Genomic DNA, 15,938 nt, shown 5'->3' on the forward strand with positions numbered 1-15,938 from the left:
GTTCGGAACGTGCGGTACGGAGAACGGCGGCCGGTCAGCTCTTGACGGCGCCGGCCGTGATGCCGCCGACGATGTGCTTGCCGAGGAAGGCGAAGACGAGCAGCAGCGGCACGGTGGAGATCAGGGCGCCGGTCAGCACCACGGCGTGGTCCACGGTGTGGTTGCCCGCGCCGAGGCCGGCGAGCGCCACCTGCAGGGTGGGGTTGCCGTCCGGGGTGAGCGCGATGAACGGCCAGAAGAAGTCGTTCCAGGCCTGGACGAAGACCAGCATGCCGAGGACGGCCATGGCGGGCCTGGCCACGGGGAAGACCACGTGCCAGATGATCCGGAGGCTGTGCGCCCCGTCCATCCGGGCGGCCTCCACCAGCTCCATCGGCAGCGCCTCCACCAGGAACTGGCGCATGAAGAAGACGCCGAAGGCGGCGACGAGCGACGGGAGCACGACCGACTGGAGCTGGTCGAACCAGCCGAGGTCCGTGATGATCTGGTACAGCGGGATGACGCTCAGCTGCGGCGGGATCGTCATCGTGGCGACCACGAGCGAGAGCAGCATCCCCCGGCCCCGGAAGGGCAGTTTGGCGAAGGCGAAGCCGGCGAGCGTGGAGAACAGCACGGTGGACAGCGCCACAAGGCTCGCCACGATCGTCGTGTTGACCAGCGCCTCGCCCATGTCGACCTGGTTCCAGGCGAAGCTGAGGTTGTCCAGGAGCCGCTTGCCGGGCAGCAGCGGCGCCGGGGCCTCCACGACCCGCTCGCCGGTGTGCGAGGCGGCGACCACGTTCCAGTACAGCGGGAAGAGCGAGACGACGGCGGCGACGGCGAGCAGGACGTACGTCAGGGGTCCCGCGTGGTGCTGGCGGCCGGCCGACTGGCGGAAGCGGCGGCCGGGCCGGGCCGCCGGGACCCCGGCGCCGATCGGCGTGGTGTCGAGTGTGCGGGCCATGAGGTCATCCCCCCAGCTTCGTGCGGTTGCGGCGGGAGACGAGGGCCTGGACGCCGCCGATCAGGAGCAGCAGCAGGAGCATGACCCAGGCGATCGCGGAGGCCTGGCCGAGCGCGCCGGTCACCCAGCCCTTCTCGTACATCAGCAGGCTCAGCGTCTGGAACTGGTTGCCGCTGCCGCCGCTGATGCCGACGCTGCCGCCGAAGAGCATCGGCTCGCCGAACAGCTGGGTGGCGCCGATGGTGGAGACGATGATCGTGAAGAGGATCGTGGGCCGGATCGACGGGATGGTGACGCTGACGAACTGGCGCCAGCGCGAGGCGCCGTCGAGGGAGGCCGCCTCGTAGAGGTCCTGCGGCACGGCCTGCATGGCGGCCAGGTAGATCAGCGCGTTGTAGCCGGTCCAGCGCCAGGTGACGATCACCGAGATCGCGATCTGCGCCGGCCACTTGGACGACTCCCAGTCCACCGGGCCGATGCCGATCCAGTCGAGGAGGCCGTTGATCATCCCGTAGTCGGTGTTGAACAGCTGGGCGAAGACCAGGGTCGCCGCCGCGATCGAGGTGGCGTACGGGGCGAGGATCGCGACCCGGAAGAAGCCGCGGCCGCGGAGCTTGTAGTTCAGCAGGTGGGCCAGGCCCAGGGCCATGAGCAGCTGCGGAACGGTCGAGATCAGCCCGATGGTGAAGGTGTTGAGGAGTGCGTTCCAGAAGAACTCGCTGGTCGCGAGGTCGGTGTAGTTCTCCAGTCCCTTCCACGTCGGGTCGCCGCCGAGCTCGACCCGGTTCAGCGAGAGCCAGCCCGTGTAGATCAGCGGGAAGAGGCCGAAGGCGGCGAAGGTGAGGAAGAAGGGGGCGATGAAGACGTACGGGATCGCCTTGATGTCCCAGCGGTAGAGCGTGCTGCGCAGGCCGCCGGGGGAGGCGCGGCGGCTCCGGGAGCCGGCGGAGGAGGGCGGTGCGGCGGGCGGCGGGGAGCCGTCGGACCTCGCCCGAACGGAGGTGGCCACGGGGGCGTCCTTCCAGGTCGATGCGTGCGGTGGTGCGGACGGTGCCGGTCCGCCGCCCACGGGCGGCGGACCGGCAGGCGCCCCCGCTACTGGTCGATCTTGTCGTCGACCAGCTTCTTGACGTTCTCCCAGGCCTTGGCCGGGTCGGTGCCGCGCTGCTCGATGTCGAGGATGCCGTTGTCGGTGAGGAAGGTCTTCACCTGGCCGTCGTAGCGGCTGATGACGGCGGGGGTGATGCCGGCCGCCGCGCTGGAGAAGATCTTGCCGACCGGGGTGTCGCCGAAGTACGGCAGCTTCGCCTCCTGGACCGCCGAGGAGAGGAGCGTGTCCTTGGAGGAGGGGATGTTGCCGTTGACCGCGAACACCTTGGCGTGCTGCTCCGGGGCGGTCAGCCAGGCGGCGAGCTCGGCGGCCTCCTTGGTGTGCTTGCCGGCCTTGGGCACGGCGAGGAAGGAGCCGCCCCAGTTGCCGGCGACGGGCGGCGCGGCGATGTCCCACTTGCCCTGGTTGGCGGGGCCTGCCTGGTCCTTGATGATGCCGGTCATCCAGCTCGGGCAGGCGACCGTGGCGAACTTCGAGTTCTTGAAGGCCGCGTTCCAGGTGCCCTTCTCGTCGAACTGGCGCAGCTTGGCGGTGAGTCCGCCCTGGGCCGCCTTGACGGCGGTGTCCCAGGCCTTCTTCACGCCGGGGCTGTTCTCCCAGTCGAGCTCGCCGCTCTGGTTGGCGTACTGCACAGGGTCGCTGGAGACGACGGCGTTGAAGAGGCCGCTCGCGGAGTCGTGGAAGGCGGTGCCGGCGGGCGCGGCGGCCTTGTACTTCTCGCCGGTGGCGAGGAACTTGGACCAGTCGCCCGACCACAGCTTGGCGACTTCCTCGCGGGTGGTGGGCAGCTTGGCCTTGGCGAAGAGGTCCTTGTTGTAGCAGATGGCCATGGGGCCGATGTCGGTGCCGAGGCCGATGACCTTGCCGTCGCCCGTCGACGCCTGCTTGACCTTCCAGTCGAGGAAGTCGCCGAGGTTCGCGCCGCCCTCCTTGCCGAGGTCGACCCACTTGTTCGCCATGGCCGGGCCGGTCGCCTCGGCGATGTAGCCCACCTCGACGGCCTGGATGTCGGCGACGCCGCTGTTCTGGGCGAGGCGCAGCTTCAGCGTGTCCCAGTACTTCTGACCGTCGGAGACGTTCGACTCCTCGATCTTGATGTTCGGGTGGAGCCGCTCGTACTCGGAGTAGAGCTTGGCGCCGGTCTTGTCGTCGTAGCCGAAGGAACCGAAGGTCCCGATCCGCAGCGTGATCTTCCCGGAGCCCTGGCCGCTCGCGCCGCCCTTGCCGCCGTTGTCCTCGTCGCTGCCGCAACCGGTGAGCAGGGTCGTGCCGGTCACGACGACGGCGACCGCCGCGATCGCCGCACGGGGTCCGCGTCTGCTGCTGGAAGTGCGCATTCCACTCTCCTCGTCCAAGGTGGTGCTCTTTGTGCGCCAAGAGGCCCGGCCGGCTGATCGCGGCTCGGCGGCGCCTGCCAGGACCTGATGCAAGGCTGTGTCGCGTCCCCGATGGGAGCGCTCCCACGTCGTTGCCGGAAGGTTGCTGCCTGACGGGCGTGAGTGTCAAGACATGAACGCGGATTCGTTACCGGAAGGTTTTCCGGGGGTTTCGCGCCGCCCTGTCGTCGCCGCGGCGTCATCTCCTGAACGCACGCTCGTGGTGCGGGGAGTTCGTGGTGGGCTAGGGTGGGAGCGCTCCCATGTGATGCTGCCCGTGGTGAGCGGCGTGTTGTCCCACGAGGGGAGTTCGGGAGTTGTGAGCGGACGGCAGAGCGGCAGACCCACCCTGGAACAGGTCGCGGCCCGAGCCGGCGTCGGCCGGGGCACGGTCTCCCGGGTGATCAACGGCTCGCCCCGGGTGAGCGAGCAGACCAGAACGGCCGTCGCCCGAGCCGTCGCCGAACTCGGCTACGTACCCAACCAGGCCGCCCGCGCCCTGGCGGGCAGCCGCACCGACGCGATCGCGCTCGTCATCCCCGAGGCGGAGGCCCGGCTCTTCGCCGAGCCCTACTTCCTCGACCTCATCCGCGGGGTCAGCGCCGAACTCGCCGAGGCCGACAAACAGCTCCTGCTCACCCTGGTCCGCAGCGAGCAGGAGCGGCAGCGCTTCGAGCAGTACCTCGCCGCCCAGCGCGTCGACGGCGTGCTGCTCGCCTCCGTCCACGGCGACGATCCACTGCCCGACCGCATCAGGGAACTGGGCCTCCCGGTCGTCATGAACGGCCGCCGCACGGAGGCCGAGCCCGTGCCGTACGTGGACTCCGACAACATCGGCGCCGGGCGGGCGGCCGTCGCCCACCTGGTGGGGCGCGGCCGGAGCCGTATCGCGACCGTCACCGGCCCCCTCGACATGTACGTGGCGCGCGCCCGCCTCGGCGGCTACCGGGCCGGTCTCACGGAGGCCGGACTGCCGCCCGACGAGGGCCTCGTGGCCGCGGGCGACTTCACCGAGGAGGGCGGCCGCCGTGCCATGCGGCTGCTCCTCGACCGCGCACCGGACCTGGACGCCGTCTTCGCCGCCTCCGACGTGATGGCGGCGGGCGCGCGCGGGGTGCTGCGGGAGGCGGGCCGCCGGGTGCCGCAGGACGTGGCGCTCGTCGGGGTCGACGACTCGCCGGTGGCGCGGCTCATGGACCCGCCGCTGACGAGTGTGCGGCAGCCCATCGAGGAGATGGGCCGCACGATGGCGCGGATGCTGATCCAGGAGATCCACGAGAGCACGGAGGCCGCCCCGGCGGAACCGCGCCGGCATGTGCTGCCGACGGAGCTCGTGGTCCGCGACTCGTCCTGAGGCGTACGGGGCTTCGTACGGCACCGCGGCCGGCCGGGACCTGAGGGGTCCGGCCGGCCGCAGTCCTCGTACGGGGGGCTACAGCTACAGCGCCGGGTAGGCGTTCTTCAGGAGCTCCTGGAACTGGGCCGAGAACCACTGGCCCGCGAGCGGGGAGTCCGGCAGCGCGCCCGACATGCTGTTCCCGTTACGGGCGTTGCCCGTGTAGGTCGGGTCGCACATCCGGTCGAAGCCCTTGCCCTCGTCGTTCGGGATCTCCTTGGAGGCGCCGTCGGACTCGCCCGGGGGCTTCATCCAGACGTACGCGTCGATGCCCGCGGCCGGGGCCGCCTGGGGCCGTTCGCCGAGACCCGCACCGGACTGGTTGCACCAGTTGCCGAGGTGGATCCGACGGTCGTACTTGCCTCCGTTGACGTATGTGTCGACGCTGGTCAGGGCACCCGGGCCGGTGGGCCGGGCGGTGCCGCCCCAGCCGTTGCGGGAGGTGTCGATCAGCATGCCGAGGTTGCTGTCGAAGCCGAGCGAGACCAGCTTGTTCCGCATGGCCTGGGCGTAGGACAGCTCGTCGGTGTACCGGTTCCAGTCGACCCACTTGGACTGGCGCACGGAGACGCCGTTCACGCTGTCGTCGATCGTGAAGTGGTCCTCCTTCAGGGCGCTGTAGTTGGCGGTGTTGACGATGAAGCCGTGCACGTTGGAGAGGGTCGAGCCCTCGGCCGTGGCGGCCTGCTTGAACAGTTCGGCGGAGGCGCCGAAGTTGTCGTCCCAGCCCAGCCAGCCGTGGTGGCCGGCGTCGATGTAGTTGTAGACGTTGCCGATCGCGCCGAACTTCTTGAGCGCGTAGCCGACGCCGGTGATGTAGTTGCCGTTCGCCTTCATGACGTCGCAGTTGGCGGTGGCCGTGGGACGCCCGGAGACGTTGGTGACCAGGTTGGGCAGCGAGTCGATCTCGACGGTGGTGACGATCCGCAGGCCGGCGTACTTGGAGTCGGCGAGGATCGCGGCGATCGGGTCGATGTAGTCGGTCTTGTAGCGGCCGATCTCCGTCGGGCCGAGCTCGCCGTTGGAGGCGAGCGCGGCGCAGTCGCGGCCGGGCAGGTCGTAGATGACCAGCTGGACGACGAGCTCGCCGGAGCCCTTCTGCTTCAGGGCCTCGTCGAGGTGGGCGCGCAGGCCCATGGAGGTGCTCGAACCGTTGATCGCGGCGATCCGGTCGAGCCACACGCCGGTGGGCTGGTTGGAGACCTTGGTGCCGCCGGGCTCGGCCGCCGCCTTCGCGGACCACTCGGGGTTCACGTACACCTTGGCGCCGGCGTACGGGTTGTCCGCCTTGGTGCCGGCCGGCGGGGTGGTGGGCGGCGTGGTCGGCGGGGTCGTCGGGGGAGTGGTGGGCGGGGTGGTCGGGGGCGTCGTCGGCTCGGTGGCGCCGTTGCAGACGACTCCGTTCAGCTTGAAGGTGGCCGGTACGGCGTTGGTGCCGCTGTACGAGCCGTTGAAGCCGAAGGAGGTCGAACCGCCCGTGGCGAGGGCCCCGTTGTAGGAGAGGTTCTTGGCGGTGACGGCGGCGCCGGACTGGGTGATGGTGGCGTTCCAGCCCTGAGTGACCTGCTGGTTGCCGGCGTAGGACCACTCCAGGGTCCAGGCGGCCACCGGGTCACCGGTGTTGGTGACGATCACGTTGGCGCCGAAGCCGGTGTTCCACTGGTTGGTGATCTGGTAGTCGACCTTGCAGCCGGGGGTGGCGGCGCCGGCGGTGGCGGTGCCGAAGACGGTGGCGGTGGCGCCGGTGGCGGTGATCAGGCCGAGTGCCGCCAGAAGGGCGGTGCGGCTGGTGCGACTGGTGCGGCTCATGCGGGTGGGGATTCCTTTCAGGGGGTGAGGCTGCGCAGGTGGTCGCGCAGCCCGAGGCCGAATGCGGTGGGGGTGCCGTCGTACGAACTGATCAGCGCGGGACCGGAGCTGCAGTTCCAGGTGTTCCAGGTCCAGCCCAGGTACGAGAGGCCGCGGTCGTCGAACCACTTCATGACGCGGTCGATGAACGCGTGTCCGCAGGTGTTCTCACCGATCTCGCCCGCGAGGAGGGGCACGTCGGCGGCCACCGGGGCGAGGGTGTTGTTCCAGCACGTCTCGTCGGAGCAGGTGTTGAAGTTGTAGACGTGCCAGGCGGCGGCCAGATTGCCCGCCGGGTCCGTGGGGCGGTACGTGAGCCACTGGCTCAGGTCGTTGGAGTACGCGAGGCCCGGGACGAGGACGAGGTTCTTCGCCCCCGTGGCACGGACGGCGTCCACCAGGTCCTGCATGCCGGCGACCTCGTAGCCGATGCCGGGGCAGGTGCCTCCGTCGCGCCAGCAGGACCAGGCCTGTGCCGCGGTGGAGGTCGCCCGGTCCGGATAGGGCTCGTTGAACAGGTCGAAGGCGACCCGCCTGTCGTTCTTGAAGGTGTTCGCGACCGAGGTCCAGAACGCCGGGGTGTACTGGGCGTCCGGCATCGGCTTCTGGCAGGAGGCGTGCACGTCGGAGCAGCCCGCCGAGTTCCCGGTGTACTGACCGTGGGTCCAGTGGAGTTCGACCACGGGGGTCATGCCGTGGGCGAGGACCTTGGCCACCAGGTCCTTGACCGCGCTGATGTAGTTCGCGCCCCGGTACTCGGGCTTGATGTTGTCCAGGCCGAGCCAGCACTCCTCGTTGAGGGGGATGCGGACCGTGTTCGCCTTCCAGTCGGCGATCGCCTGGACGGAGGCGTCGTCGACGGGACCGTCGAAGAAGCCGTAGCCCTGGACGCACATGAACTCGCCGCCGGAGCGGTTGACACCGAGGAGGCGGCGGGTGGCGCCGTTCTGATCGGTGAACCTGTTGCCGGAGACGCCGAGTTCGGGCGCGCCGGTGACCGGGGTGGGGGGTGTGGTCGGCGGGGTCGTCGGGGGTGTGGTCGGGTCGGTGGGGGTGGGTGTGGGTGTGGGGGTCGGCGTCGTGGGGGTCGGTGTGGGCGTCGGGGGTGAGTCGGTGCTGCACGGGGTGCCGTTGAGCGTGAACGCGGTCGGTGCCGTGTTGGCGCCCGTCCAGGAGGCGATGAAGCCGCCCGAGACCTTGCCGCCCGTACCGAGCGCGCCGTTCCAGTTCTCGTTGACGACCGTGACGGTCTTCCCGGACTGGGACCACTTCCCGCCCCAGCCCTGACTCACCACCTGGCCGGCCGGGAAGTCGAAGCCGAGGCTCCAACCGCTCAGCGCGGCACTGTTGTTGGTGATGGTCACGGCACCCTGGTAGCCGCCGGCCCACTGGCCGACGACCGAGTACTCCACCGTGCAGGCGGATGCGGCCGAGGCTCCGGCGGCCGTACCCATGACGGCGAGAGCGGTGCTCGCCATCGTGAGCGCTGCTCCTGCGAGCAGCGCGGACAGACGTGGGGGATGTCGCATGAGCGAGTCCTCACAGCGAGGGCACACCCCTTGACGGTGTGCCGACTGGATGGAATCGCTCCCACTGGGTCGGGGCAGACCGTAGCGTCAACAGCCGCCAAGCAAAAGAGGAGTTGGGTAAATTCCCCGGCTTTTGGCTTCGACTTCCTCATGCATCTTGACGGCGTTGGGCCTCAACTGCACAGTGGGAGCGCTCCCACTGGTTCAAAGCTTGACTGTCGCACCTTCGAGCTCTTCGCATCCCCGACCTCCCGAGCCGCGAGGAGAACCACCCTCATGCCACGCCTCCGACCGAGAACGCGCACCCGCCGGCAGCTGACCGCGCTGGCCGCATCGCTCTCCCTCCCCCTCGGCCTCACGGCCGTCGGCGCCACCACGGCCCAGGCCGCCGCCGTCCAGTGCAGCGTCGACTACAAGACCAACGACTGGGGTTCGGGCTTCACCGGCGAACTCACCCTCACGAACCGGGCCGCCGAACCGCTGAACGGCTGGACGCTGACGTACTCCTACGCCGGCGACCAGAAGCTCACCAACGGCTGGAGCGGCGTCTGGTCACAGTCCGGCAAGAACGTCACGGTGACCAACGCGTCCTGGAACGGCACCCTCGCCGCGGGCGCCGCCACCACCACCGGCGCCCAGTTCACCTACAGCGGGACCAACGCCGCCCCGACCGGCTTCGCCGTCAACGGCACCACCTGCGCCGGCGCCCACCAGGCCCCGGTCGCGGTCCTCACCAGCCCCGCCCCGGGAGCCGTCTACACCGCGGGCGACGCGGTGCCGCTCGCCGCCACCGCCGCCGCGGCCGACAGCGCCACCGTGAACAAGGTGGAGTTCTACAGCGACACCACCCTCCTCGGCACCGACACCACCGCGCCCTTCACCTACAGCGCCACCGGCCTCGCCACCGGCGCCCACTCGCTCTACGCCAAGGCCTACGACACCCTCGGCGCCTCCGCCGAGTCGGCACCCGTCGGCATCACCGTCGCCGCCGGACCCGCCCTCGTCGCCGCCCCGAGCCAGCTCTCCGTACGCCAGGGCGCCACGGGCACCTTCGACCTGAAGCTCTCCACCGCCCCCACCGCGAACGTCACGGTGAGCGTCGCCCGTACCTCCGGCAACACCAACCTCACCGCCACCCCGGCCACCCTCACCTTCACCCCGGCGAACTGGAACACCGCCCAGAAGGTGACCGTCGCCGCCGCGGCCACCGGCACCGGCTCCGCCGTCTTCACGGCAACCGCCCCCGGCCACGCCAAGGCCGAGGTCACCGTCGCCCAGCTGGCCGCGAACTCCACGTACGACGCCCGCTTCCTCGACCTCCACGGGAAGATCACGAACCCGGCCAACGGCTACTTCTCGCCCGAGGGCATCCCGTACCACTCCGTGGAGACCCTGATCGTCGAGGCCCCCGACCAGGGGCACGAGACGACCTCGGAGGCGTACAGCTACCTGATCTGGCTCCAGGCCATGTACGGCAAGATCACCGGCGACTGGACCAAGTTCAACGGCGCCTGGGAGACCATGGAGAAATTCATGATCCCCACCCACGCCGACCAGCCCACCACCTCCTCCTACAACGCCGCCAAGCCGGCGACGTACGCCCCCGAGTGGGACCTCCCCTCCCAGTACCCGGCGAAGCTCGACTCCGGGGTCACCTCCGGATCCGACCCGATCGCCGCCGAGCTCAAGAGCGCCTACGGCACCGACGACATCTACGGCATGCACTGGATCCAGGACGTCGACAACGTCTACGGCTACGGCAACGAGCCCGGGAAGTGCTCCGCCGGACCGACGGCGACCGGCCCCTCGTACATCAACACCTTCCAACGCGGCCCGCAGGAGTCCGTCTGGGAGACCGTCACCCACCCCACCTGCGACAACTTCTCCTTCGGCGGGAAGAACGGCTACCTGGACCTCTTCACCGGGGACTCCTCCTACGCCAAGCAGTGGAAGTACACCGACGCCCCCGACGCCGACGCCCGCGCCGTCCAGGCCGCCTACTGGGCCGACCTCTGGGCCAAGCAGCAGGGCAAGGGCGGCCAGGTGTCCGCGACCGTCGGCAAGGCCGCCAAGATGGGCGACTACCTGCGGTACGCCATGTTCGACAAGTACTTCAAGAAGATCGGCGACTGCGTCGGGCCGACCACCTGCCCGGCCGGCACCGGCAAGGACAGCGCCCACTACCTGATGTCCTGGTACTACGCCTGGGGCGGCGCCACCGACACCTCGGCCGGCTGGTCCTGGCGCATCGGCTCCAGCCACACCCACGGCGGCTACCAGAACCCGCTCGCCGCCTACGCCCTCAGCTCCTACGCCCCGCTGAAGCCCAAGTCGGCGACGGGCGCCACGGACTGGGCGACCAGCCTCGACCGGCAGCTGGAGTTCTACCGCTGGCTCCAGTCCGACGAGGGGGCCATCGCGGGCGGCGCCACCAACAGCTGGCAGGGGCGCTACGCCACCCCGCCGGCCGGCACCCCCACCTTCCACGGCATGTACTACGACGAGAAGCCCGTCTACCACGACCCCGCGTCCAACCAGTGGTTCGGCTTCCAGGCCTGGTCCATGGAGCGGGTCGCCGAGTACTACCAGCAGACCGGCGACGCCGAGGCCAAGACGGTCCTCGACAAGTGGGTCTCCTGGGCACTGTCCAAGACCACGATCAACCCCGACGGCACCTACCGCATCCCCTCCACCCTCCAGTGGTCCGGAGCGCCCGACACCTGGAACGCGGCGAACCCCGGCGCCAACGCCGGACTGCACGTCACCGTCGCCGACTACACCGACGACGTCGGCGTGGCCGCCGCCTACGCCAAGACGCTCACCTACTACGCGGCCAAGTCCGGCCACGCCGAGGCCAAGCGCGTCGCCAAGGCCCTCCTCGACGGCATGTGGGACCACCACCAGGACCCGCTGGGCATCGCCGTCCCGGAGACCCGCGCCGACTACAACCGCTTCGACGACCCCGTGTACGTGCCCAGCGGCTGGACCGGCGTCATGCCGAACGGCGACACGGTGAACTCCTCGTCCACCTTCGCCTCGATCCGTTCCTTCTACAAGAACGACCCGGCCTGGCCGAAGGTCGAGGCCTACCTGGCGGGCGGCGCCGCCCCCGTCTTCACCTACCACCGGTTCTGGGCCCAGGCGGACATCGCCCTGGCCATGGGCTCGTACGCGGAGCTGCTCGAATAACAGCCCGCCCCGCGAGAGCGGGCTCCGCGTACGACTAGGGCCTGTCTTTCGGGTCAGCCCGGCGTGATCCGAAAGGCAGGCCCTAGGCTGGGCGGCCCTCCCCCCAGGAGGTCCGCCCGGCCTTCGGACGGTTCCCCGGCGCCGCCGGGCACCCGTCATCGGGTGTCGTCATTCCGCGTGCACAGCGCTACGCGTCCGCGCGGAGCGCCACCTCGTCGACCACATCGGCGAGCCTGCCCCGCCGCGCGAACACCGCGCGCTGCCGGGCGGCGCCGCACCCGGCGACCCGCTGGCGTGCCCACAACTCCCGCACCAGATCGATCTCGCCGGCTGCCGCCAGGGCCGGGGCGGCCTTCGCGAGGAGGTCTTCGACCAGCTCCACCGCCGGTCGCGGCGTCCCGCTCAGCGGGTCGAGACCGTGCCCCGCCAAGCCGTCGCGCGCCGACCGCCAGTGGGCGGCGCGCAGCAACGCGTCGCTGATCTCCGGCGCGGGGACCCCCTGGCGGACCTCGGTCAGCAGCGCGGCCGCAAGCCCACGAAGCAATCCGGCCAGCAGCAGGACGGTGTCGAGCCCCGCGCACACGTCGGCGACCCGGACCTCCAGGGTCGGCCAGTGCTCATTGGGCCGGCAGTGCCAGTAGACCGTCCGCCGGTCGACCAGCATGCCGGAGCCGACCAGCCGGTCCACCAGCAGGTCGTACTCCGCGGCGTCGGCCAGCAGCGGGGCCGGTCCCGCTCCCGGCAGCTGGGCCCAGCGCATGAAACGCCAGCTCGCGTAGCCGCTGTCCCGGCCGCAGTGGAACGGGGAGTTGGCGGCCAGCGACTGCAGCGCGGGCAGCCAGGGGCGCAGCCGGTTGCTGAGCCGCACCGCCTCCTCGCGGTCCGCCACCTCCAGGTGCACATGGCACCCGCACACCCCGATCCCGCTCACAGCGGTCACCAGCGGGCCGTAGCGGTCGGCGATCCGTCGGTACCGCGCCTCGTCGGTGAGCTCCTGGCCGCCGCGCGGAGCCAGCGGGGCGGTGCCGGAGGCCAGCGCCAGGCAGCCGGCCTCGTCGGCGGCCCCGGCCACCCCCGCGCGCAGCTCGGTCAGCTCCGCGCGCAGACCCGCCAGATCGGCGACCGGTCGGGTGCGGGTCTCCACCATGTCGGTGAAGATCTCCGGCCCGACCCGGTCGGCCAGTCGGTCACGGGCGCGCTTGACCACCGCGGCCGCGGAACCGAACGAGGTCCGGCTCGTCCGGTCCACGAGGAGGAACTCCTCCTCCACCCCGATCCTGGGCAGGGCGGTGCGGGCGGTGGCCTGGTCTGAACGGCTGGTCACGGGCCGAGCATACTGATTGACGGTCCGTCAGCTCCGTTGGCCGGTGCCTTCCGCGCGCCATGGCCGGCCCGGTCATCCGAGCCGCCCGCGCCGCCGGGCCTCCGCGAAGCCCGCGCCCGCTCATCCGTGCAGGCCCCCGCGACCTGCGACGTTCACGCGGAATCGGGCCCATTGACGCACACGGGCGCCGCTCCTACGTTCTCGTTCGGACATACGACCGATGGTCGATATTTCGAACGTCTCGAACGAGAGGGATCCGCGTGTCACTTCCCGAGCCCGCCGCCCGCTTCACCCTCGACCCCGACTTCACCGTCGGCCCCGTCGACCCCCGCCTCTTCGGCTCCTTCGTCGAGCACCTCGGGCGCTGTGTGTACACCGGCCTCCACGAGCCAGGCCACCCCGCCGCCGACGAGGACGGTCTGCGCACCGACGTCCTGGAGCTGGTCCGCGAGCTGGGCGTCACCGCCATCCGCTATCCCGGCGGCAACTTCGTCTCCGGACACCGCTGGGAGGACGGCGTCGGCCCGGTCGAGCAGCGGCCGCGCCGCCTCGACGTCGCCTGGCGGTCCACCGAGACCAACCGCTTCGGTCTGAGCGAGTTCATGGCCTTCCTCCGCAAGGCCGGCCCGCAGGCCGAGCCCATGATGGCGCTCAACCTCGGCACCCGCGGCATCGCCGAGGCCATGGACCTCGTCGAGTACGCCAACCACCCCGGCGGCACCGAACTCTCCGACCGCCGCATCGCCCACGGCGACAAGGACCCCTTCGGCATCCGCCTCTGGTGCCTGGGCAACGAGATGGACGGCACCTGGCAGACCGGCCAGAAGACGGCGGAGGAGTACGGCCGGCTCGCCGCCCAGACCGCGCGGGCGCTGCGCCAGATCGACCCGGGGCTCGAACTCGTCGCCTGCGGCAGCTCGGCGCGCGGCCTGCCGACCTTCGCCGCCTGGGAGGCCACCGTCCTCGCGGAGACGTACGAGGTCGTCGACCACGTCTCGCTGCACGCCTACTACGAGGAGACGGACGGCGACCGCGACTCCTTCCTCGCCTCCGCCGTCGACATGGAGGCCTTCATCGAGGAGGTCGTCGCCACCTGCGACCACGTCGGCGCCCGGCTCAAGTCCCCGAAGAAGCTCACCCTCTCCTTCGACGAGTGGAACGTCTGGTACCAGCGCCGGCCCAACCCGCACCCGGTGGAGGACTGGCAGGAGGCCCCGCGCCTCCTGGAGGACGTCTACACCGTCACCGACGCCGTCGTGTTCGGCACCCTCCTGATCGCCCTGCTGCGGCACGCCGACCGGGTCGCGGTCGCCTGTCTCGCGCAGCTGGTCAACGTGATCGCGCCGATCATGACCGAGCCCGGCGGCCCCGCCTGGCGCCAGACCACCTTCCACCCCTTCGCGCAGGCCTCCCGGCACGGCCGCGGGACCGTCCTCGACGTGCGCGTGGACTCGCCGACGTACCCGACGGACCGCTTCGGGGACGTCCCGCTGCTGTACGCCACCGCCGTGCGCGGCGAGGACGGCGGGGTGACGGTCTTCGCGGTCAACCGTGGCCGGAGCGCGCCCCTGCCCCTGGAGGTGGCGCTGCGCGGTCTCGACCTGAGCCGGGTCGTGGAGCACAGCGCGCTCGCCGACGCGGACCCCGAGGCCCGCAACACCCTCGAAGAGCCGGAGCGGGTCGTGCCGCACCCGGTGGAGGGCGCGAGCCTCGTGGACGGGGTGCTGCGGGCCGTCCTGGAGCCGATGTCCTGGAACGTCATCAGGCTGCTCTGACGGGCCCCTTGTTGAATCCTTTCAGTAGGGCTGCCGCGTGTCGCTCCTCGAAGCGCTTCGAAAGATCCTGTCCGAAGCGTTGACGTGGCTGGCGGGCGACCCTACTTTGTCCCAGCAAGCGCTTTCCTGAAACGTTCTAATAACGCGCGGAGGACGAACTGTGCGTACTCAAGGCACTGTTGACCGTCGAGGTCTGCTGAAGCTCGCGGGCGGGTCCGTCGCGGCCCTCGGTCTGACCGCAGCGGGGTGCGGCACCGGCTCCGGATCCGGGGACGGCACCGTCACCCTCCGGTACGCATGGTGGGGCTCCGACGACCGGGCCAAGCGGATCAACCAGTCGATCGCCCTCTTCGAGAAGAAGTTCCCGAAGATCAAGATCAAGACCGACTTCCAGCCCTACGCCGACTTCTGGAAGAAGTTCAACACCCAGGCCTCGGGCGGCAACGCCCCCGACGTCTTCCAGAACGCCATCGGCTTCCTGCGCAAGTACGACGCGAAGAACGTCCTCCTCGACCTGCGCGAGCAGGCCGAGGCCGGACACCTCCGCCTCGACGGGTTCCGGGCCGGCCTGGAGAAGTTCGGCGAGGTCGACGGCAAGCTCCTCGGCATACCCGTCGGCAGCAACTCGATGGCCCTCGTCATCGACCGGACCGTCTTCACCAAGGCCGGCGTCACCCCGAAGCCCGGCTGGACCTGGGACGAGTACCACGCGGCCCTCGCCAGGATCCACGACAGCCAGGGCCGGGCCGGGGACGCGGGTCCGTACGGGATCATGTACCTCTACGACCTCTACCTGCGCCAGCACGGCAAGGCCTTCTTCACCACCTCGGGCCTCGGCTTCACCGAGGCGGACCTCACCGACTGGTGGACCAAGGCCTTCGAACGCGTGAAGTCCGGCGTCTACGCCGACCCGAAGAAGACCATCCAGGCCAAGCCCAAGTCGGCCGTCACCGCCGAACTCGCGGGAGCCGAGTTCACCTGGGACAACTTCGCCGTCCGCTACACCGCCGAGGGCAAGAGCCGGTACGGCCTCGCGCCCATCCCCACCACCGACGGCCACAAGACCGGCCAGTACCTCGGCTCCCTCATGCTCAGCGGTTCCAAGCGCACCAAGCACCCTGCGGAAGTCGCCCAGTTCATCGACTTCATGGTCCACGACCCCGAGGTCGGCAAGATCATGGGCTACGACCGGGGCGTTCCCGCCACCGAGGCCCAGTACCAGGCGTACGTGCCGACCGACGAGGTCGGCAAGCAGATCGCCGCGTACGAGAAGCAACTCGTCGAGTCCCGAGTCCTGGAGCCCATCACTCCGCACCCGGCCGGCGCCGACGTCTGCGAAGCCGCCTTCCTGCGGCTCTCCGAGGAGATGTCCCTGGGCAAGCGGCCCGTCGCCGACGCGGTGAAGCAGTACTTCACCGAGGCGAAGACGGCGCTCTCCTCCTGATGG

General features: G+C 70.3%; 10 protein-coding genes. 4 read left to right on the forward strand and 6 right to left on the reverse strand.

Going from position 1 to position 15,938, the window contains the following annotated elements; all coding sequences use genetic code 11:
• Nucleotides 1-34: 34 nt before the first annotated feature.
• The 3 genes from ACN9M0_RS31935 to ACN9M0_RS31945 form a co-directional block, all read right to left on the reverse strand.
• A complete protein-coding gene (locus ACN9M0_RS31935; RefSeq protein WP_366038940.1) occupies nucleotides 35-943 on the reverse strand; it encodes a carbohydrate ABC transporter permease in 909 nt (302 codons plus the stop codon).
• Nucleotides 944-947: 4 nt separating this feature from the next.
• Entirely contained in the window at nucleotides 948-1,952 is a 1,005-nt protein-coding gene (locus tag ACN9M0_RS31940; protein WP_366038941.1) for a carbohydrate ABC transporter permease, read from the reverse strand.
• Between the two features lie 86 nt (nucleotides 1,953-2,038).
• Complete coding sequence (locus tag ACN9M0_RS31945; protein WP_426404636.1) at nucleotides 2,039-3,391, reverse strand: ABC transporter substrate-binding protein; 1,353 nt, start codon at nucleotides 3,389-3,391, stop codon at nucleotides 2,039-2,041.
• A gap of 307 nt (nucleotides 3,392-3,698) precedes the next feature.
• Between ACN9M0_RS31945 and ACN9M0_RS31950 the strand changes: the two genes are divergently transcribed.
• Nucleotides 3,699-4,784 carry a LacI family DNA-binding transcriptional regulator gene (locus tag ACN9M0_RS31950; RefSeq protein WP_399697112.1) on the forward strand — a complete coding sequence of 362 codons (1,086 nt, stop codon included), beginning with the start codon at nucleotides 3,699-3,701 and terminating at the stop codon, nucleotides 4,782-4,784.
• An 84-nt stretch (nucleotides 4,785-4,868) separates the two neighbouring features.
• On the opposite strand, the gene ACN9M0_RS31955 is transcribed toward ACN9M0_RS31950, so the two are convergent.
• Both ACN9M0_RS31955 and ACN9M0_RS31960 read right to left on the reverse strand, forming a co-directional pair.
• Nucleotides 4,869-6,635, reverse strand: a complete 1,767-nt coding sequence (locus tag ACN9M0_RS31955; protein ID WP_366038945.1) for a glycoside hydrolase family 6 protein — start codon at nucleotides 6,633-6,635, stop codon at nucleotides 4,869-4,871.
• Between the two features lie 17 nt (nucleotides 6,636-6,652).
• Nucleotides 6,653-8,152 (reverse strand): cellulase family glycosylhydrolase, encoded by a 1,500-nt coding sequence (locus ACN9M0_RS31960; protein WP_399697036.1) that lies wholly within the window; start codon nucleotides 8,150-8,152, stop codon nucleotides 6,653-6,655.
• Nucleotides 8,153-8,479: 327 nt separating this feature from the next.
• Here ACN9M0_RS31960 and ACN9M0_RS31965 point away from each other — a divergent pair, with 327 nt between their 5' ends.
• The gene (locus tag ACN9M0_RS31965; protein WP_426404637.1) at nucleotides 8,480-11,392 is read left to right on the forward strand and encodes a glycoside hydrolase family 48 protein; all 2,913 of its coding nucleotides are present in this window, start codon (nucleotides 8,480-8,482) and stop codon (nucleotides 11,390-11,392) included.
• A 187-nt stretch (nucleotides 11,393-11,579) separates the two neighbouring features.
• Here ACN9M0_RS31965 and ACN9M0_RS31970 read toward each other — a convergent pair whose 3' ends face one another.
• On the reverse strand, nucleotides 11,580-12,716 hold the full coding sequence (locus ACN9M0_RS31970) for a carboxylate-amine ligase (RefSeq protein WP_366038948.1): 1,137 nt from the start codon (nucleotides 12,714-12,716) through the stop codon (nucleotides 11,580-11,582).
• 260 nt (nucleotides 12,717-12,976) lie between these two features.
• On the opposite strand from ACN9M0_RS31970, the gene ACN9M0_RS31975 reads away from it, so the two are divergent.
• On the forward strand, nucleotides 12,977-14,491 hold the full coding sequence (locus ACN9M0_RS31975; RefSeq protein ID WP_426404638.1) for an alpha-N-arabinofuranosidase: 1,515 nt from the start codon (nucleotides 12,977-12,979) through the stop codon (nucleotides 14,489-14,491).
• A 160-nt stretch (nucleotides 14,492-14,651) separates the two neighbouring features.
• Nucleotides 14,652-15,935, forward strand: a complete 1,284-nt coding sequence (locus tag ACN9M0_RS31980) for an ABC transporter substrate-binding protein (protein ID WP_366038951.1) — start codon at nucleotides 14,652-14,654, stop codon at nucleotides 15,933-15,935.
• Nucleotides 15,936-15,938: the final 3 nt, after the last annotated feature.

The sequence above is a fragment of the Streptomyces sp. R-07 genome (assembly GCF_049913175.1).
Classification (GTDB): Bacteria; Actinomycetota; Actinomycetes; order Streptomycetales; family Streptomycetaceae; genus Streptomyces.